This is a genomic window from Glaciimonas sp. OK215, assembly GCF_057787885.1.
On sequence record NZ_CM173544.1, the window covers coordinates 1,299,053 to 1,318,647 of the forward strand.

14 protein-coding genes and 2 pseudogenes are annotated in these 19,595 nt (G+C 56.3%); 13 read left to right on the forward strand and 3 right to left on the reverse strand.

Annotated elements, in window-relative coordinates; translation table 11 throughout:
* Positions 1-24: 24 nt before the first annotated feature.
* Entirely contained in the window at positions 25-1,161 is a 1,137-nt protein-coding gene (locus AC3CHX_RS05760; protein ID WP_488643130.1) for an acyl-CoA dehydrogenase, read from the reverse strand.
* A gap of 45 nt (positions 1,162-1,206) precedes the next feature.
* On the reverse strand, positions 1,207-4,686 hold the full coding sequence (locus AC3CHX_RS05765; RefSeq protein ID WP_488643131.1) for an indolepyruvate ferredoxin oxidoreductase family protein: 3,480 nt from the start codon (positions 4,684-4,686) through the stop codon (positions 1,207-1,209).
* A gap of 138 nt (positions 4,687-4,824) precedes the next feature.
* On the opposite strand from AC3CHX_RS05765, the gene AC3CHX_RS05770 reads away from it, so the two are divergent.
* The gene (locus tag AC3CHX_RS05770; RefSeq protein WP_488643132.1) at positions 4,825-5,295 is read left to right on the forward strand and encodes an Lrp/AsnC family transcriptional regulator; all 471 of its coding nucleotides are present in this window, start codon (positions 4,825-4,827) and stop codon (positions 5,293-5,295) included.
* Between the two features lie 189 nt (positions 5,296-5,484).
* On the opposite strand, the gene AC3CHX_RS05775 is transcribed toward AC3CHX_RS05770, so the two are convergent.
* On the reverse strand, positions 5,485-6,387 hold the full coding sequence (locus tag AC3CHX_RS05775; RefSeq protein ID WP_488643133.1) for a LysR substrate-binding domain-containing protein: 903 nt from the start codon (positions 6,385-6,387) through the stop codon (positions 5,485-5,487).
* Positions 6,388-6,500: 113 nt separating this feature from the next.
* Here AC3CHX_RS05775 and AC3CHX_RS05780 point away from each other — a divergent pair, with 113 nt between their 5' ends.
* From AC3CHX_RS05780 to AC3CHX_RS05835, 12 genes and pseudogenes are all read left to right on the forward strand, one after another.
* Positions 6,501-8,240 (forward strand): acyl-CoA dehydrogenase family protein, encoded by a 1,740-nt coding sequence (locus tag AC3CHX_RS05780; RefSeq protein WP_488643134.1) that lies wholly within the window; start codon positions 6,501-6,503, stop codon positions 8,238-8,240.
* Between the two features lie 53 nt (positions 8,241-8,293).
* The gene (locus AC3CHX_RS05785; RefSeq protein ID WP_488643135.1) at positions 8,294-9,493 is read left to right on the forward strand and encodes a CaiB/BaiF CoA transferase family protein; all 1,200 of its coding nucleotides are present in this window, start codon (positions 8,294-8,296) and stop codon (positions 9,491-9,493) included.
* Positions 9,494-9,687: 194 nt separating this feature from the next.
* Entirely contained in the window at positions 9,688-10,866 is a 1,179-nt protein-coding gene (locus AC3CHX_RS05790; RefSeq protein ID WP_488643136.1) for an ABC transporter substrate-binding protein, read from the forward strand.
* 78 nt (positions 10,867-10,944) lie between these two features.
* Complete coding sequence (locus AC3CHX_RS05795; protein ID WP_488643137.1) at positions 10,945-11,817, forward strand: branched-chain amino acid ABC transporter permease; 873 nt, start codon at positions 10,945-10,947, stop codon at positions 11,815-11,817.
* Entirely contained in the window at positions 11,814-12,770 is a 957-nt protein-coding gene (locus AC3CHX_RS05800) for a branched-chain amino acid ABC transporter permease (protein ID WP_488643138.1), read from the forward strand. Before AC3CHX_RS05795 ends, AC3CHX_RS05800 begins: the two co-directional genes overlap by 4 nt.
* Positions 12,757-13,473 carry an ABC transporter ATP-binding protein gene (locus AC3CHX_RS05805; protein WP_488643139.1) on the forward strand — a complete coding sequence of 239 codons (717 nt, stop codon included), beginning with the start codon at positions 12,757-12,759 and terminating at the stop codon, positions 13,471-13,473. Before AC3CHX_RS05800 ends, AC3CHX_RS05805 begins: the two co-directional genes overlap by 14 nt.
* The gene (locus AC3CHX_RS05810) at positions 13,460-14,164 is read left to right on the forward strand and encodes an ABC transporter ATP-binding protein (protein ID WP_488643140.1); all 705 of its coding nucleotides are present in this window, start codon (positions 13,460-13,462) and stop codon (positions 14,162-14,164) included. The genes AC3CHX_RS05805 and AC3CHX_RS05810 overlap by 14 nt, the downstream gene beginning before the upstream one ends.
* Before the next feature lie 165 nt (positions 14,165-14,329).
* Positions 14,330-15,850, forward strand: a complete 1,521-nt coding sequence (locus AC3CHX_RS05815) for a 3-hydroxyacyl-CoA dehydrogenase (protein ID WP_488644725.1) — start codon at positions 14,330-14,332, stop codon at positions 15,848-15,850.
* 187 nt (positions 15,851-16,037) lie between these two features.
* A complete protein-coding gene (gene pcaF / locus AC3CHX_RS05820; protein ID WP_488643141.1) occupies positions 16,038-17,240 on the forward strand; it encodes a 3-oxoadipyl-CoA thiolase in 1,203 nt (400 codons plus the stop codon).
* 18 nt (positions 17,241-17,258) lie between these two features.
* Positions 17,259-17,510 (forward strand): annotated as a pseudogene (locus tag AC3CHX_RS05825) (tripartite tricarboxylate transporter permease); the annotation flags it as partial.
* 183 nt (positions 17,511-17,693) lie between these two features.
* On the forward strand, positions 17,694-19,118 hold the full coding sequence (locus AC3CHX_RS05830; protein WP_488643142.1) for a DHA2 family efflux MFS transporter permease subunit: 1,425 nt from the start codon (positions 17,694-17,696) through the stop codon (positions 19,116-19,118).
* Between the two features lie 237 nt (positions 19,119-19,355).
* Positions 19,356-19,541 (forward strand): annotated as a pseudogene (locus tag AC3CHX_RS05835) (4-hydroxybenzoate 3-monooxygenase); the annotation flags it as partial.
* Between the last annotated feature and the right edge of the window lie 54 nt (positions 19,542-19,595).

A 19,595-nucleotide genomic window follows, 5' to 3' on the forward strand; every position in this document is an offset into this window, starting at 1 on the left:
CATATCGGCCATGCAGGAATGGCGTTACGAGGCAGCGATGGCGCGGCCGATCACCATCCGCTGGATATCGCTTGCGCCTTCATATATTTGCGCAACGCGAACGTCACGGTAAATCCGTTCGACCGGAAAGTCGCTCACATACCCGTAGCCGCCATGGATCTGGATAGCGTCCGAGCAAACGCGCTCCGCCATTTCCGACGCAAACAGCTTGGCCATGGATGCCTCCTTTAAACACGCTCTGCCGACATCCTTCATGGCTGCGGCATGCCAGACCAGCTGCCGCGCCGCCTCGATCTGCGTGGCCATGTCGGCCAGGCGGAAATTCACCGCCTGGTGCTCGATGATCGGCTTTCCAAATGCTTCACGCTCCTTCGCGTATTTGACTGCCGCCTCAAACGCTGCACGCGCCATACCCACTGATTGCGCGGCGATACCGATGCGTCCGGCCTCCAGATTGGACAGGGCGATCTTGTAGCCTTGTCCTTCTTCGCCCAATAGTTGGTCGGCCGGCACACGGCAGTTTTCAAAAATAATTTGCGCCGTGTCGGAAGCGTGCTGCCCCATCTTTTCTTCGATACGCGCGACGATATAGCCGGGCGTTGCGGTCGGCACCAGAAAGCAGGAGATGCCCTTTTTGCCGGCGCTCTTATCGGTCACGGCAAATACAATCGCGATATCGGCTTCCTTACCGGTTGTTATGAATTGTTTCACTCCATTCAACATCCAGTGGTCGCCATCGCGCACCGCCGTGGTCCGGATTGCAGAAGCATCCGAACCCACATGCGGTTCAGTGAGACAGAAGCAGCCAAGCATTTCCCCCTTTGCCAGCGGCTTCAAATACTTTTCCTTCTGTTCAGGCGAACCGAATTTGTCGGGAATGCCGCACGCCAGTGAGTTCTGTACCGAAACAATGGTTGAAGTGGCGCCGTCGCCGGCGGCAATTTCTTCAAGCGCCAGCACCAGCGACAGGTAGTCAAGTCCGGCGCCGCCCCATTCGTCGGCTACCGTCATGCCCATTACGCCCAGTGCGCCCAGGTCTTTCAATACCTGACGAGGAAAGGTGTGGTGGCGCGCCCACTGCGCCGCGTTTGGCGCGATACGCTCGTTAGTGTATTGGCGTACGGCGTCACGAATCATTTCCTGTTCTTGCGTCAGTATCATTTGTTATCCCAAGATGTCGTCATGTGATGAATTTCAGCTAGCTTATCATGCCGCCTGCAGCACAATTTTCCTGGATGCGCCGGCGAGCAGTTCGGCTCTGCGCCGCTCGTAATTCTTGATTGCTTCGGCCTTGACCGGACCGTAGCCCCGAATCTCCTGGGGCAATGCAGCCAGTTCGACCGCGTGGGCAAGGCTATTTGTGGTGAGCGTAGTGCATAGCCCCTCGACTTGGCTGAAGTAGTCACCGATGAGGCCTCGCTCATGCCGGCGCTCGGCGCTGTAGCCGAATACGTCCATCGCTGTGCCGCGCAAGCCTCGCAGCCGCGCCAGCACATTGAAAAGCGGCAATATCCAGGGACCGAATTTTCGCTTCTTCGGCCGTCCCGTCGCCGGGTCCATGCGAGAAATGAGCGGCGGAGACAACCAGAGTGATATTTTCCTTGAGTCGGCGAACTGAGCGGACAGGGAAGCCTTGAATTCCGGGCTGGCGAAAAGACGCGCCACCTCGTACTCGTCCTTGTAGGCCATTAATCGATAAGCGCTGACGGCAACGGCGCGAGTCAACTCTTCGCCGGTCGGCGATAGTGCGTTCTCAGCGCTGCGCACGCGGGTGATGAGCGCGCGGTAGCGTTCGGCGTATGCGATGTTTTGGTACGCGATCAAGTCTTGGAAGCGGTGCGCGATCAACGCGTCCAGGGTCTCGGATAATGCGGCGGCGGGCCGTTCATTGCCATCGAGTTTCTGCAATGTCTGCGGGCTGGCTGCCGCGATCCGCCCCCATGTGAAGGCGCGCTTGTTCAGGGCGACGGCGGCCCCGTTGAGCTCAATGGTGCGGTCGATAGCCTCGAACGACAATGGCACCAGTCCTTTTTGCCAGGCATAGCCCAACAACAAAGTATGCACAGTGACGGTGTCGCCAAAGATCTGTTGTGCCAGTGTGCCGGCGTTTAGAGAATGGAAATTTGCGTCTGCACAACGTTGACTTACCCGGTCAAGCATGCGCTTGGTTGGCAGGACTGCATCACGCTGCGCAATGACTTCTGCAGTTGGCGTCTCATCCAGATTTAATATTGCCGCTGAGCGTTTCGAAGAAAGTCTCATAAGCGAATCGGCAGCCGACGCCACGACAAGATCAGCGCCCAGCAGCAGGTCGACCGATCCAGGCCCGATGCGCACCGCATAGATATCGTCAGGCGCTGATGCAATCCGAACCTGGCTCACAACGGCGCCGTTCTTTTGTGCCAGGCCGGTGAAGTCGAGAACGGTCGCGCCTTTGCCCTCCAAGTGCGCGGCCCCGCCTATCAGCGCTCCCATGGTCAGTACACCTGTTCCGCCGATACCCGTGACGAGGACGTTAAAGGTACCTGCGATTTTCGGTATCGCCGGTACCGGCAGGGTCGCTGCCGCTTCCGTTTCGAGCGTTTTAAGACGTGCGTCATCCGGCTTCCTGAGCCGGGCTCCCTCTACCTCGATGAAGCTGGGGCAGAAACCCTTGACGCAAGAGAAATCCTTGTTGCAAGAACTCTGGTTAATTTTGCGTTTGCGGCCGAAGGCGGTCTCCAGCGGTTCGATGGCGATGCAGTTCGACTGCACAGAACAATCCCCGCAACCTTCGCAAACGCGTTCGTTGATGAACAGGCGTTTGTCCGGATCCGGAAACTCTTTACGCTTGCGCTTGCGGCGCTTCTCCGCTGCACACGTTTGCTCATAGACAATCGCTGTGACACCGGACACTTCGCGCAACGCGCGTTGTACCTGGTCCAACTCGTCGCGATGGTGTACGGCAGTCCCCGCTGCAAGTTCCTTCTTTCCGCGCCAGCGGCCCGGATCCTCCGAGACGAGCGCGATATGACCTACGCCCTCCGCGTGCAGTTGCCGGGTGATGCGGGCTGGATCGATAAGACCTTCCGCTGCCTGGCCGCCAGTCATGGCGACCGCATCGTTATACAGAATCTTGTAGGTCACGTTCGTCTTGGCCGCGACCGCGGCGCGAATCGCGAGCAGACCGGAATGCTGATACGTGCCGTCGCCAAGGTTCTGGAAAATATGCTGGACGGCGGAGAATGGTGCGGCACCGATCCATTGCGCGCCTTCGCCACCCATCTGGCTAAATGTCCTGGTTTTCAGTTCCGGCTGGGCCAACGCCATGACATGGCAGCCGATGCCGCCACCGGCGACCGAGCCGTCCGGTGTTTTGGTCGAGGTATTGTGCGGACAGCCCGAACAAAAATAGGGCGTGCGAATCGGAATTACCGCGGCGCGAACAGGCTTCTGACGCGCCTCAAGCGCGGCCAGTCTATCGCGCAGCATCGGCAGCGCATCACTCAGGCGTGAAACCAGTTTGCGCGCGACCAGCAGCGGCGTAAATTCGGACACCTCCGGCAACAGCGGCGCGCCCATTGGATCTGTCTTTCCGCTTACCCGCGGCCGCTGTCCGGCCGAGCGGTGGTAGAGCGCTTCCTTGATCTGCGTCTCGACGGTTGCGCGCTTCTCTTCGACGACGAAGAGTTCTTCGTGACCCTCTGCAAACGCAAGCATGCCGCTCGTCTCAAGCGGCCAGCTCATCGCCACTTTGTATACTGAGATACCCATGTCCTGCAATGCGGCCTTGTTAAGTTCCAGATCGTCGATGGCTTGCATCAAATCCTGGTGCGCCTTGCCTACGGTGACGATTCCCAGCCGGCGCCGCGGCGCCGCAACGATGATCCGATCCAGGCTATTGGCGCGCGCCCAGGCGCGCGCAGCCGGGAGACGCTCATCGATCAGCCGACGCTCCAGTTCCGCTCGCTGGCCCGGCCAGGAAATACCTGGATCCCAATTCAGCCCGTGCGCCGGTACCGGAAAATCTGAAGGAGTAACGAAGGAAGGTAGCTGGCCTACGTCGAACGAGGCTGCGGTCTCGATTACCTCGGCAATCGTCTTCAGGCCAACCCAGAGGCCGGAATAACGCGACATCGCGAAGCCAGCCAGGCCGAGTTGAATGACTTCTTGCACGCTCGCGGGTTGTAGAACCGGGATGGAGGCAGACTGGAAAATGCCGTCCGTCTGGTGCGGGTACATGGAAGACTGCGCAGCGTGGTCATCGCCCGACACGGCCAGCACCCCGCCAAGCGGGGAGGTGCCAAGCATATTCGCACTTCGGAATACATCTCCGGTTCGATCGACGCCCGGACCCTTGCCGTACCAGATGCCGAATACGCCATCTGCCGTGGTACTGCCATACGCGCTATGCATCTGCGCGCCCCATAATGCGGTAGCGGCCAGGTCTTCGTTCAAGCCAGGCTGAAACACAATGTCGTGCGCTGCCAGTTCTTTCGATGCCTTCCATAGTTGCTGGTCGTATGCACCAAGCGGCGAGCCCCGATATCCCGATACGAGGCCTGCGGTATTGATGCCACGTGCGCGATCGAGCTGGCGCTGCAGCATCGGCAACAGCACCAGCGCCTGGATTCCCGTGAGGAAAGTTCTCCCCGCCGCATGGGCATAGATATTCCCGGAGCTAAAGGTTTTGTTGATAGTAGGCATGCTGCAGCTCCTGGTTCTGACTCTGGAAAAGGTAAGAAATCTTACGCTTCCATCGTTGGCATTTGGAACTGAACTTAGCCACGTATGCCGGACTTTTTAGTACAATCGATCTACATTTTATTTAAATCGTAGGCATATATGACTACTGTTGATGAGCTTGACAGAATTGATCTCAAAATTCTGAAAGAACTTGCCCAGGATGGCCGCCTGGCTTGGAATAAGCTGGGCGACCGTGTGGGGCTGTCGCTGACGCCGACGCTTCGACGTGTGCGGCGCCTGGAAGAGAGCGGCTTTATCCAGGGCTACGTGGCAAAGCTGGACGAAGCGCGCCTGTCGGGGCGTATGACTGTTTTTGTGGCCGTCACGTTAGCCACGCAGTCGGAAGAAACCATCGCTAATTTCGAGAAACAGATCGCACTGGTGCCCGAGGTAATGAACTGCTTCCTCATGACCGGAGATGCGGACTATAACCTCCGTGTGGTCGTAAAAGACCTCGATTCGTATAATCAATTTCTCACTCGAACGCTAACGCGCATTCCGGGTGTCGCGCACATCAAGTCGAGTTTTGCACTAAAAACGGTCTTGCTTCGTTCTGCTCCTTTGCTTTAGCTTAACAGTGTCGCGCGCATCGACGGCAGCGTTGATCCAGTCTGCGTACATCTTGAATGTCAGTCAGCGAGTACCTTTTTCCAGAGAGCAGCGCCTCGTTTGCCAGAAGTACTTCTCGAAGTACAGTCTTGGAATGCCATGTCGCACTGGTATAGTCAAGGTGGAAAAAATTGAAAGCTGATTAACACATCAACCAGCCTGTCTCATAATTTTGGCCATTTCTTCCTCAAGCGTTGCGACAAAAGGTTCTATTTTGTCGAGAGGGTATTTTTTATTCCAAAGGCAATGTGTTTCCGAGAAAATAGTACTTTTGCTTAGTGGAATATAAACAACATCTTTTGCGCCCGTTCTGCTCATGGTTTGCGGTACGAGCGCTATACCCAGTTTTTTCTCTACGAACCCGACAACCGTTTGCCACAGTCGAACTTCATGTTTGATTACGGGGCTGAACCCGGCATCTATGCAAATTGCGATGATTCTGTCGTGGTGATGGGGTGAAACATGGCGCGGGAAAAGGACAAAGCTTTCTTGCGCCAGGGATCGAAGGTCAATTGCCGGCTGATTTGCCAGTGGATGATCCTTTGGCAAGCAACATAAAAATGGCTCGACCAGCATCACTTTACCGCTCACGCTTGGCGGATAAATGCCGAAGTGCCCGAAGCCAACATCAATCTGCGTTCGATGCAGTGCGTCCAACTGCTCCGCTGTATTCATTTCGTGCAGCACAATATCCGTCGATTGATGCATTGTCTGAAAACGGCTGATCGCCTCGGGCAGACCGCGATAAAGCATGGAATTCACGAAGCCGATCTTCAGGCGCCCGACCAGTCCGTGACCTGTCATCACTGTCAGTCTTTCTACTTCGCTTGCCTGTTCCAGCAGTCGCTTCGACTCTCTCAACAACACAGTCCCTGCATCTGTCAACGCAACACCCTTGCTGTTACGGATGAGCAGGCCCACCCCCAATTGCGTTTCAAGACGCCTGATGTCGAAACTGAGTGCCGGCTGGGAAATAAAGAGCCGTTTCGCGGCTTTACCGAAGTGCAACTCTTCGGCTGTAGCCACGAAATACTTCAACTGGCGCAGATCCATTATTGCCTCCCGAGTCTAAAAATCAATGATAAGTTTTGATTATCGACGAGTCAAATCATTGTATTAGACACTTATCGACGCAGCTTTTATATTGGGTGCATAGGAGATGATCAATGAAAAACAATTCGGCGTTAGGCACTACTTTCACCACTATTCCTGACAGTCGGGGCATCAATCTATTTGAAGAGGACCCGTCATTTGAAAGTCTCCTGCGCGTGTATATGCAGAAACCATTGCATGATCATTTGCGGCCTGTACTGACAGACCTCGGTGCGCGTGTATCTGACGAACTGGATCGATTCGCCAGCGCCGCCGACAGGCAGGGTCCGGTGCTCAACCACCGGAATCGCCAGGGCGTCGATGTACAGTCGATTGACAAGAACCCGGCTTATATTGCGCTCGAACAGACCGCTTTTGCGGAGCTGGGGCTGGCCGCGATGAGCCACCGCAAAGGTGTGCTTGGGTGGCCGGAAGTTATGCCACCGCTGGCAAAGTATTGCCTGACTTACCTTTTCGTACAGGCCGAATTTGGTCTTTGCTGCCCGGTCAGCATGACCGATTCGCTGACCCGTACCCTCCAGAAATTTGGCGATGCGGAACTGGTCGAAAGGTTTCTTCCGGCGTTGACCTCCACTGACTTCGATGCGTTGTTTCAAGGTGCCATGTTCATGACCGAACAAGGCGCGGGATCGGACGTGGCAGGTGTGGCGACCAGGGCGCATCTCGAAGGTCAGCAATGGCTTTTGACCGGGGATAAGTGGTTTTGCTCCAACGCCGATGCCGATCTGGCGATGGTTCTGGCGCGGCCTGATGGCGCTCCTGATGGGATTAAAGGATTGGGCCTGTTTTTGCTGCCCAAGCATCTGCCGGACGGCTCACGCAATCATTACCGCATTATCCGCCTGAAGGAAAAGCTGGGCACCCGTTCGATGCCCAGCGGCGAAATACGCCTTGACGGCGCTGTAGCCTATCCGGTGGGAGACATCACGCGTGGCTTCAACCAGATGGCCGACATGATCAATATGTCGCGTTTGTCGAATGGCGTTCGCTCTGCGGGGCTGATGCGCAGGGCCTTCCGTGAAGCGCTATTCATCGCACAACATCGGGTCGCATTCGGAAAACACCTGATTGATATGCCACTGATGCAGCGGCAGCTGCTCAAAATGATGCTGCCAACCGAAGCGGCGCGCTCGATGTTCATGCACATCGCCAGCTGTCTTGAGAAGGCCGATGCGGGCGACGTCGAGGCTAAAAAGCTGATTCGGATTCTTACGCCGCTGATCAAATTCCGTGCATGTCGCGACGCGCGAAAAGTAACCTCGGACGCGATGGAAGTGCGCGGCGGCTGCGGGTACATCGAGGAGTGGTCCGACCCGCGGCTGGTGCGTGACGCCCAACTGGGGTCGATCTGGGAAGGAACAAGCAATATTATTGCGCTCGACGTTCTGCGGGCGATCCGCCGTGAAGAAGTGCTTGCACCAACGCAGGGTTATCTTGCGAGGTTGCTGAGCGACGCTGCCATTCCCGAGCAGTCGAAAACGCTGCTTTCAAGAATGCTGGACAAGGCTGTCGCTGCCGTTGTGACAGCGTGCGAATCCGGCAGCGAGCACACTACGCGGCAGGCTGGAACCGCGCTGTATTACATCATCGCAGCCATATTTATGGCTTGGGAGGCGGGCCAGCAAAATGGCGACTTCCGGCGTCTCGCATTGGCCCACATGATTATTCAACACAAGCTGCTGCCGGCAGACCCGTTGGCCCCGGCAGCATGCTCCGACAAGCGCATACAGGATGTTTTGCTGTCGGAAAGAGCGATGGGGTTGGATGACGCGATGGCGCTGTATCCGATCTAACTCTCGCGGTCTTCAAGTTCAAAATGACAAAATAAAACGGAGTCAGACACACTATGGAAAACGTTACGGGATCGCTGCTGGGTATCAAGGTAGTGGACTTGAGCCGTGTGCTGGGAGGGCCGTATTGCTCCCAGATTCTTGCCGATCATGGGGCAGACGTGATCAAGATCGAACCGCCTGTGGGCGATGAAACGCGTACCTGGGGGCCGCCCTTCGTCGACGACACGGCAGCATACTTTTCAGGCGTCAACCGGAATAAACGCGGCATGGTGCTGGATCTTGCTCAGGAAGAAGGCAGGCAACTGTTGTTGCAGCTACTGGAAAGCGCAGACGTGTTGCTTGAAAATTTCAAGACCGGCACACTTGAACGCTGGAATATCGGGTATGAGCAAGTATTGCGGAAACGCTTTCCGCGCCTGATTCACTGCAGTATTTCGGGGTTTGGGACGGACGGGCCACTTGGCGGGCTGCCAGGATACGATGCGGTGATACAGGCCATGGCCGGGCTGATGAGCGTCAACGGCGAAGCCGACGGTCAGCCCTTGCGCGTAGGTTTGCCGATTGTCGACATGGTGACCGGGCTGAATGCCGCCAACGGCGTACTGATGGCGTTGCATGAACGTCAGAGCAGCGGGCAGGGACAGTCGGTCGAGGTGACCCTGTATGACGCTGGCCTGTCGTTGATGCATCCCCATTTACCGAATTATTTTGTCTCTGGAAAAATACCCCAGCGCAGCGGTAATGCCCATCCGAATATCGCGCCGTATGACACCTATAAAACCAGCACCACGGATATTTTCCTGGCGGTCGGGAATGATCGCCAGTTCGCCAAACTGTGCGCCTATCTGGGTGCCGACGTTCTGCTGACAGATTCCCGTTTCAGCAATAACGGCACACGATGCACACATCGAAAAGAGCTGAAACTCTTGCTCGAAGAATTTACCCGGAATCATGATTGCGAAAGTTTGGCAAACCAGTTGGTGCGTCTGGGTGTGCCGAGTGGGCCGGTCCAGAAAATCGATGCGGTAGTGGCCCATCCCCACACCAGTCATCGAGAAATGATCGTCAGGATAGGCGATTATCAGGGCGTTGCGTCCCCTGTCAAATTATCCCGCACACCGGCGAGTTACAGAATGCAGCCGCCGACGTTCGGACAGGATTCGCGCGGTGTCCTTCAAGCAATCGGCTTGGGTGAAGAAGAAATCGAACACTTTGAAAAACGTGGTGTAACTATAAGTAGTTCACGGGCCTAGTTTTAAGGAAGCTCTGATTAAGCTACTGCGCGATCCAATCTCAGGACTGCGATGCTCATCGTACTAGCGTACGACTGCGCTTCTCCTCCTGACATTGAACCAAGTCAGCGTTAGCTGAGGCTACGCTTACTCAGAACTTCCTTAATTCAGTCGAATTTGAAAATTACCCAATTATAAAAAAGTAGGAGACAGCAATGAAATCGATATCGATGGGTCAATGGATTAAAGTCATCTTGTTTCCGGCAGCAATTCTCACTTCACAAGCCGCCTTGGCTGCCGAGTACGGCGTGGGAGAAGTCATTTCGCTGACCGGGACGAATGCAAGAGGCGGTACCGGCATGCACGAAGGAATCAAGACTGCCGAAGAAATTTTCAATCGGCGCGGTGGCAAGACAAAAATCAAGCTGATGACGATTGATGATGAGTCGTCGCCTGCCAAGGCAATCGCAGCGGTAGAAAAGCTGGCGGGACAGAAAGCGGTGGCGCTAACCGGCGGAGCAACATCCGACATCGTCGGCCCGGCTTCCAACGCTGCCGAAAAATCAAACCTGGTGTTCATGACATCTGGCGGCACCAGCGCGCAGTTTGTGGCGCAAGGCTACAAGACCTTCTTCCGGATAAACAATACGGAAGGTTACACAAAGGCGATGGTTGGCGTATTGAATACCATGAACGTGAAGACGCTCTCCATTGTGTATTCGACCAAGAAGTCGACCAACGAATTGGCGCAGGAGATGCAGAAATCAATGTCCGCACAGGGCGTTAAAGTGCTTATGCATCCGTTTGACGCGTCAGTTGTCGACTTCAAGCCGATCATTAACAAGATCAAGCTCCAGGACAAACCGGATGCGATCAATATGCTCGGTTATGAAAACGACTATGTCGGCATTCTGAGGGCGGCGAAAGTGCTGAAGCCCGACGTCAAGGCGCTGGTTGGCGTCTGGCAGCTTACTACAGCAAAGATGTATGCCGATTTCCCGGAACTGGTGAACAAGACGTATGGAACCGAAATGCTTGCGTATCCTGCGGTTTTTACTTCGGAAGAAGGCAAGGATTTTGAGGCGACGTTTAAAAAGCTATACAAAAAATCGCCCGATTACCTTAGCGAGTATGGATTCGTCCAGGGCATTTTGCTGTTCGAGGCAATCGAACGGGCTGAAAAAAATGCTGCCATTCAGGGCAATGCCGTGATGGAAGCGCTCCGTAAAACAGACCGCGAAACCCTGATCGGAAAGGTCGCATTTGACGCACATGGCGACAATCGACACTTCAGACAGAATATTGGCCAACACCAGCACGGCAAGATAGTCATCGTCTGGCCAAAAGAAAACGACACCGGGAAAATGGATTTTCCTGCAGTCCCTTGGCAATAACCGGTTCGGGCAGGTCATCCATCAGACGGTGATTTGATCATCGTCCCGGTACCGAATTTTCTTTCCAAGGAGTGTTACATGTCGGAGTTATTCGTCCAGTCCCTTTTTTCCGGGATATTGGCAGGCGGGGCCTATGCACTTGTGGCCCTGGGACTCGCGCTGGTTTTCGGGACCATGAAAATTATTAACCTGGCACATGGCGAACTGGTGCTTCTGGGCGGCTATATCGCCTACATGGTCGAGTCGAAACTGGGCCTCAACCCGTTCATGGCAATTCCGCTGGCAATTGTTCTGGTATGCGTTGTTTCGGCCTGCATTTATGCGCTGCTCAGCAGAATACGGGTTGATCGGGACATCAACTCGCTGATTCTGACGTATGGCGTCGGCCTCATGTTGACCAATCTCATCCTGCTGGTATGGAGTGCCGATATTCATTCATCATCGTCTGAGTGGCTGCAGGACGCGATGTCGTTTGGTCACGTCTATGGAATGCGCAGCGAAATACTATCCTTCGGTCTCAGCATCGTCCTGCTTGCCGGCGTATGGCTGTGGTTGTCGAGAAGCTGGTATGGCAAAGCAGTCAGGGCAGTCTCAAGCAATCGTGACGCGGCAAAAATTATGGGGATCAATCCATACACGATCGAACTTGTGGCGTTTCTGATATCCGGAATTCTTGCGGCCGTGGCTGGCGTTGCGATCTATAGCTTCAGAGTTATTCAACCGATTCTTGGAGAGTCACTGACGATCAAAGCATTCGTCATCACCGTACTCGCAGGAATTGGCTCCATCCCGGGCGTATTGATTGGCGCGCTGTTGCTGGGCATTACAGACACCATGACGGCGACTTTTTTCAATTCCGGACTGCAAGAGCTGTCTACCATGATTATTTTTCTGCTCGTTCTGTTATTGCGTCCGAACGGGCTGTTTGGTGCTGCAGGAAGACGCGGATGAAAAAAACTATCGTCTGGGCAATCGTTCTTGCCTTTCTTTATCTAGTCGTTCCCTTTGGATTGCGCAGCGAGCAGTACGCAATCAGTATCCTGATTGAGGCGTTGACGATCGGAGGAGTGGCACTGGCTTGGGCCATGCTTGGTAATTTGGGTGGCATGGTCAGTTTTGGACATTCGGCTTTCATTGGTGCAGGCGCTTATGCATCAGCGATCATTTCGCTAAGGCTTGGTTTGCCGGTCCTGCCGTCAATGCTTGCTGGCGGCCTGGTGTCGGCCTGCGCCGGTGTGGTAATGCTGCCCGTCCTGCGGCTAAAGGGCCCTTACTTCGCACTCGCCATTCTGGCCTATTCGCAGATATTTCGCGTGCTGGCGATTCAGTTCGACGGCTTGACCGGCGGTGCCGGAGGAATGCCGTCGGTGGCACGCTTGCCCGTCGTTCTGGGGCTCGATCTGAGTACAAAAGCGGGCAGCTACATCTGCATACTCACCATCGTGTTGCTGTTCATGCTGGTCTATCAATTGATTTTTGGCAGCATTTATGGTCTGGCACTGAGAGCGATGCATGGATCGGAAGATGCAACCAGGGTGGTTGGCGTGAATAGCGTTTTATTCAAGGCGCTGGTTCTGCTGCTATCCGCTTTCATGACCGGTGTGATCGGTAGTTTCAATGCCCATTACCTGAATTTCATTGAACCGGATTACACCTTTGGCGGCCAGTGGGTGATCGTGCCGATCATCGCCGCAATTTTCGGCGGATACCGAACGGTGTCTGGCCCTGTCGTTGGAGCGATTGTTGTCTATTTCGCAGATCAGATGATATTCAAGGCGATGTTTCCAACCGGCCACCAATTCATTCTGGGCGCACTGCTGGTGCTGGTAATCATGTTGACGCCGCGTGGACTTTTGCCGCTGCTGAAACAACGTTGGGAGGAACGTAAACATGTTAACGGTTGAACGTGTTTCAGTCAGTTTTGGCGCATTCACCGCTGTGGATAACGTCACCCTGAGAGTGTCGAAAGGAGAGATTCTCGGTCTCGTGGGTCCCAATGGCGCTGGTAAAACCACCTTGTTCAACGCGATCTCCGGACTGGTAAAGCTAAACGGAACACTCAACTTTTCCGGTGTCGATATTTCCACCATGAGTCTGCATAAGCGCGCACGTATTGGCATTGGCCGGACCTTTCAGATTCCGCAACCGATGCACGAACTGACCGTGATGGAGAATCTGAGAGTTGCGCAAAGATTTGCTACCGGTAAAGTTGATTTGCCATATCTGCACGACATTCTTGACTTGCTGAATCTGCAGAAAAAAGCGAACAGGAATGCAGCGACCGAGCTGGCGTTAAGTGAACTGAAGGCGCTCGAGGTCGCAAAGGCACTGGCGACCGGACCGCAACTACTATTGCTTGATGAAGTGCTGGCCGGTCTGGAGACAGAGGGCAAACGGCATTTCATGTTGCTGCTCAAAAAAATCCGTGAAAAATACAATCTGGGCATTTTGATTGTTGAACATGATATCGAGACAATCGTCAACCTCTGCGACCGCGTATGCGTACTGAACTTCGGGAAAATCATTGCTAACGGAAAACCTGACGAGGTGTTTCGTGATCCGGTCATACAAAAAATATATACGGGAGGCAGCCATGTTGAAGGTTAACAATGTGCGAGCCGGGTACGGCGCGATTAACATTTTGTGGGACGTCTCGTTATCGATCAATAAAGGCAGCATAACGGCAATTGTCGGGCCCAACGGGGCCGGTAAAACCACGCTCTTGCGTGCCATGATGGGATTGATCAAGGTGACGCAGGGCAGCATCAAATTCGCTGACAAGGAAATGGCCGGTTCAAGCGCCTGGAACATCAGTGAGTCGGGTCTGACATTGATCCCGGAAGGGCGAATGATCTTTCGCGACATGAGCGTGGAAGACAATCTGGTTGTCGGGGCATTCGGCAAACAAAGCCGGCCGCATGTCAGTCAACGACTGGAAGCCGTCTACGATATGTTTCCACGCCTGAAAGAACGTGCCAGTCAGATGGCGGGCGTATTGTCGGGAGGCGAAGCGCAGATGCTGGCGCTCAGTCGAGGACTGATGTCGGATCCGAAGATGCTGCTGATCGACGAACCTTCATTGGGATTGGCGCCCGCAGTGGTGGATACTTTGTTTGAGATCTTCGGACGCCTGCGAGATAGCGGAAAAACGATTGTCCTGGTCGAGCAAAATACGCATCGGGCGATTGCCCTCGCTGATCAAATTCATCTGATGCAGAGTGGAAAAATCACTTATTCAACATCTGCGGCTGAGGTGCAATTGGACGAACTTCACGCGGCGTATTTCCAGCAGGCCTGACGCATCGACAATGAAATTTACAGTAAATCGCCGAGTCATCCTGGACCGACATTTCCCGAAGATGTCATCGCCCCAAATCGCCGGCTTGATTGAAGATCGGATCGACGTCGAAAACGCAGTCACTGCAGTCTTCTGGAATAGGTGTCACTAATGCATACACAGGGAATGTCCAGCGCTACCGTCCTGGGCGTGGTCGGCGCTGGCGCAATGGGCCGCGGGATTGTGCAAACAGCCGTACAGGCTGGGGTACGCGTCAGGTTATTCGACATGCAGCCTGGCGCGGCTGAAAACGCACGCGCTGCGATCATTGCGCAACTCAAAAAATTGCAGGAGAAAGGCAAGCTGAGCGAAGCGGCGGTACGCGTTGCAATCGAACAGATTGCACCGGAAAATACCCTCGACGCGTTCGCGGATTGCGACATCGTGATCGAAGCGATCGTCGAAAATCTCGATGCCAAACGCGCATTGTTGCGCACGCTGGAACAGATTGTCGGCAGCGCTTGTATCCTGGCGACCAACACATCGTCACTATCGGTGACGGCCATTGCTGCCGCTGCCACCCATCCCGAGCGCGTCGCCGGTTTTCATTTCTTCAATCCGGTGCCGTTGATGAAGGTGGTCGAGGTCGTTTCCGGGGTGCTTACCGCGGAACCTGTCGCGCAAGCGCTGGCCGACTTTGCCGTCCGGATCGGGCATCAGCCGGTGCGCGCCAAGGATACCCCCGGCTTCATAGTCAACCATGCGGGACGGGGCTATCTGACCGAAGCGCTGCGGATTGTCCAGGAGAGCGCAGCGGATTTTTCGCAAGTCGATGCAGTCATGCGCGAGGCCGCCGGATTCCGCCTGGGGCCGTTCGAGTTATTGGATCTGACCGGCCTCGATGTCTCGCATCCGGTGATGGAGTCGATTTACCGGCAGTATTATCAGGAGCCGCGTTATCGCCCCAGCGTCATCACCGCGCAACGGCTGAGTGCCGGTTTGCTGGGACGCAAGAGTGGTCGCGGCTTCTACCGGTATGAGAATGGCAGGCTGATCGTTGAGCCGGTCAGTCCAGCCGACAGCCAGGTGCCGTCCTGGTCCGGGACGGTCTGGGTTGCCGGTGCGGAGGCCCACACCACGGCGCAGCTGGCGGCGTTGCTGGCGCGCTGCGGCGCAGTTGTCGAAACCGCTGAAAATCCTTCTGCGACGGCGCTCTGTCTGGTTGCCCCGCTGGGCGAAGACGTCAGCACCTGGGTGGCGCGCGCAGGGCTGGATGCAGCACGCACGCTTGGCATCGACACGCTGACGGATTGCCGCGGGCGGTTGACGCTGATGCGCAATCCGGCGACCGACAAGGCGCTGGCGCAACAGGCGCAGGCATTGCTGGCGCAGAGCGGGCAAGCCGTCACACTCATCCAGGATAGCTACGGTTTTATCGTGCAGCGGGTATTGGCCGCCATCGTCAACATCGGTTGCGACATCGTGCAGCAAGGGATTTGCACGCCGCAGGACCTCGATTGCGCGGTCGAGTCAGGTTTGGCTTATCCGCGCGGGCCGCTGGCGTGGGGCGATCATATCGGTGCGCCGCGTGTGCTGACCATCTTGAAAAACCTGTATCAATCTACCGGTGACCCACGTTATCGGGCCAGTCCCTGGCTGATCCGGCGTGCCCAATTGGGTTTGTCGTTACTGCATTCAAGCAATTGATTTTTTTTCGTTTCAACTATTCAGGAGATTCACATGGCACACGCTAAAGCCTCTTTCCATTGGGACGACCCATTATTATTGACCGAACAATTGACGGACGACGAGCGCATGGTGCACGCCCAGACCGGGATTGCCGGGTTTGCCAATTGATTGGCTTTGTTGCACGGAATTTTTTGAAGGAACTGCAATGACTGCTTTCATTTGTGATGCCATCCGCACGCCATTCGGCCGCTACGGCGGCGCCTTATCGTCCATGCGTACGGATGACCTCGGTGCGCTCCCGATCAAGGCATTGATGGCCCGCAATCCGGGCGTGAACTGGGCCGAAGTCGACGATGTGTTGTATGGCTGCGCCAACCAGGCCGGCGAAGACAATCGCAACGTCGGCCGCATGGCGTCGCTGCTCGCGGGCCTGCCGATTGACGTGCCGGGGAATACGATCAACCGTCTGTGCGGTTCCAGCCTGGACGCGGTCGGTCTCGCCGCACGCAGCATCAAGGCCGGCGAGGCCGGCCTGATCATTGCCGGCGGCGTGGAAAGCATGAGCCGGGCGCCGTTCGTGCTCGCCAAGGCCGACAGCGCATTTTCACGCTCGGCAATAATCGAGGACACCACCATCGGCTGGCGCTTCGTCAATCCGCTGATGAAGGCGAAGTATGGCATCGATTCGATGCCGGAAACGGCGGAGAACGTCGCCGATGAATTCAAGATCAACCGCGCCGATCAGGATGCACTGGCCGTGCGCAGCCAGCAACGCTGGGCCAGCGCGCATGCCGCCGGTTTTTTCGCTACCGAAATCGTACCGGTCACGATTCCGCAAAAGAAGGGCGATGCGAAGGTCTTTGCGACCGACGAACACCCGCGTCCGGAGACCTCGCTGGAAATGCTGGCGAAGCTCAAGGGTGTGGTGCGCCCGGACGGCAGCGTCACGGCAGGCAATGCGTCCGGCGTCAACGACGGTGCATGTGCGATCCTGCTGGCATCCGCCGCCGCAGCGCAGCGCCATGGCCTGACGCCGCGCGCACGCGTGCTGGGCATGGCTAGCGCCGGTCTGGCACCGCGCATTATGGGTTTCGGTCCGTCGCCTGCAGCGAAGAAGGTACTGGCGCAGACCGGCCTGACGTTATCGCAAATGGACGTGATCGAGCTCAATGAGGCGTTCGCGGCACAGGCGCTGGCAGTGACCCGCGACCTCGGCTTGCCGGACGATGCGGCGCATGTGAATGCGAACGGCGGCGCGATTGCCATCGGTCATCCGCTCGGCGCGTCCGGCGCGCGCCTGGTGATGACGGCATTGAACCAACTGGAACGTACCAAGGGACGCTATGCACTGTGTACGATGTGCATTGGCGTTGGCCAGGGTATCGCACTGATCATCGAGCGCGTGTAAGGTGAGCACTTCGCATCTATGGAAAGTTATCAGGACATACTTCTGGACCGCAGCCGGGCCGGGATTCGTTTGATGACGCTGAACCGTCCCGACGCACCCAATGCGCTACGCAACGGCATGCTGCGCGGAACGCTCATTGGCACCCTGTCTGGTGCCATGCCCGACACAGGCCGCACCATCACCACGTTTATTGCTTATGCCTTCGAGCGGAAAATCTCCAAAACACCGGAGCGATTTGGCCATGGCGCGATAGAAGGTGTCGCCAGCCCAGCCAGGACAGGTTGTCGGCACGGTGCATCGCCTGCATCAAGGCCGGATTTTGGGACAGGAACGCAGGGTATATGATGGCGGAAAAGTAGTTGGGTGCTTGTGCCGGACAGCCCGGTCAGCGTCCGGCGAATTTTTCGTGACAATCTCAACACTCTCCGACTTTGACGATAGGTACCGCGCCCGATGACTAGTTCTACCACCAAAAACTACCTTCCATGGGTCGTCGCGATCGCACTGTTCATGGAGCAGCTCGACTCCACCATTCTCAATACTGCCGTCCCCAGCATGGCCGCCAGCCTGCACGTGACGCCACTCAGTCTGAGAGCGGTGGTCACCAGTTACATTCTCAGTCTGGCGGTCTGTATCCCGGTGAGCGGTTGGGTGGCCGACCGCTTCGGCACCCGGCGCGTGTTTGCCGGTGCGGTGGCGATCTTCACGCTCTCCTCGATGATGTGCGGCTTGTCCCTCAATTCGCCGATGCTGGTGGCGGCGCGCATTTTGCAAGGCATCGGCGGCGCGCTGATGATTCCGGTTGGCCGCCTCGCCATTCTCCGCACCTTCCCCAAAAATGAATTGCTGGGCGCAATGAATTTCGTCATCATCCCAGCCCTGATCGGGCCGCTGCTGGGGCCGGCCGTGGGCGGTTTGATCGTGCACTGGTTGTCCTGGCGCGAGATTTTCTTTATCAACGTGCCGGTCGGACTGGCCGCTCTGTTTCTGGCCCACCGTTACATGCCAGACTATTACGGCGACCAACCCCGGCCGCTGGATCTGATCGGACTGGTCTTGTTTGGCAGCGGAATCGCGCTGCTCTCATGGCTGCTCGAAATATTCGGCGAGCATACCCTTGACCCGACATCGGCCGCGGTGCTGCTCCTGCTCGCCATCAGCCTGCTGGCCGCCTATGTGTGGCACGCCGGCCAGGAGCGCCATCCGTTGCTGCGCCTGACCCTGTTTCAGATACGCACATTCCGCGTCTCCGTTGCGGGCGGCTTCGTCACCCGCCTCGGGGTGGGCGGCATGCCGTTTCTGCTGCCGCTGCTGTATCAGCTCGGATTGGGACTGCCCGCCTGGCAATCGGGCCTGTTAATGATGCCGTCGGCCGCGGCCGCGATGGGGATGAAAGTCATTTCCGCACGCGTGCTGGCACATTTCGGCTACCGCCAGGTGCTCATCGTCAACACCGTTCTGATTGGCGTGACAATTGCCCTGTTTTCGCTGGTTGGATTGGGAGCGCCGCTGGTTGCTATCGTCATGCTCAACCTGTCGCTGGGATTTTTCAATTCGCTGCAGTTTTCCAGCATGAACAGCATCGCCTACGCTGACGTCGACAGCGCCGATTCCAGCATGGCCAGCACGATTGCCAGCTCGCTGCAGCAGTTATCGATGAGTTTCGGCCTGGCTTGCGGCTCGCTGATCACAGGCTGGTATCTGGCCGGCCGGCCTCAAACCGATCATCTCGTCGTGAGCGCTGCCTTGCACCATACGTTTCTGACGCTGGCCGGCCTGACGATCCTGTCGTCGCTGACGTTCTGGACCTTGCGCAAGGACGATGGGGAAAGTATCAGCAAGGGTGTGGCGGCAAGAACAGAGGTTGAAAAAATCTAAGCTTGCCTGCAGGTATCTCGGGTGGGCTGGAATATTTGTTTTGCCCTGCAGCAATTCCCCGCTTCTGCCGCTGTCGGTCGAACCGCGCAAACAACGCGGGCACCGAGGTGGACCAGTGGCGGAAAGGTTGGCGGTTGCGCTGCTGAAAGTACAAATCGAGACGCTCTCGTAGCGTTGCTACGATCACTGCGCTGTGGACGCACTTTGCTGACGGAACTGCCTGGGCGTCATCCCGGTGTGGCGCTCAAGCGCGTCTGGCGCGCCGAGCATTTTTCGTGGTGGATGACCGGCATGTTCCACAAGTTCGACGGTGCGTCTCCTTTTCAGCAGGAGCTACAGCGCGCAGAGCTCGAGTATGTCGTCAGTTCGCGCGCGGCGGCTACAGCATTGGCTGAAAACTACGTCGGCTTGCCGTTCGCTTGAACATGCGATGGTTTTGACACCGCCACCATTGGTTTCATCGCCCCTTCGCTGATC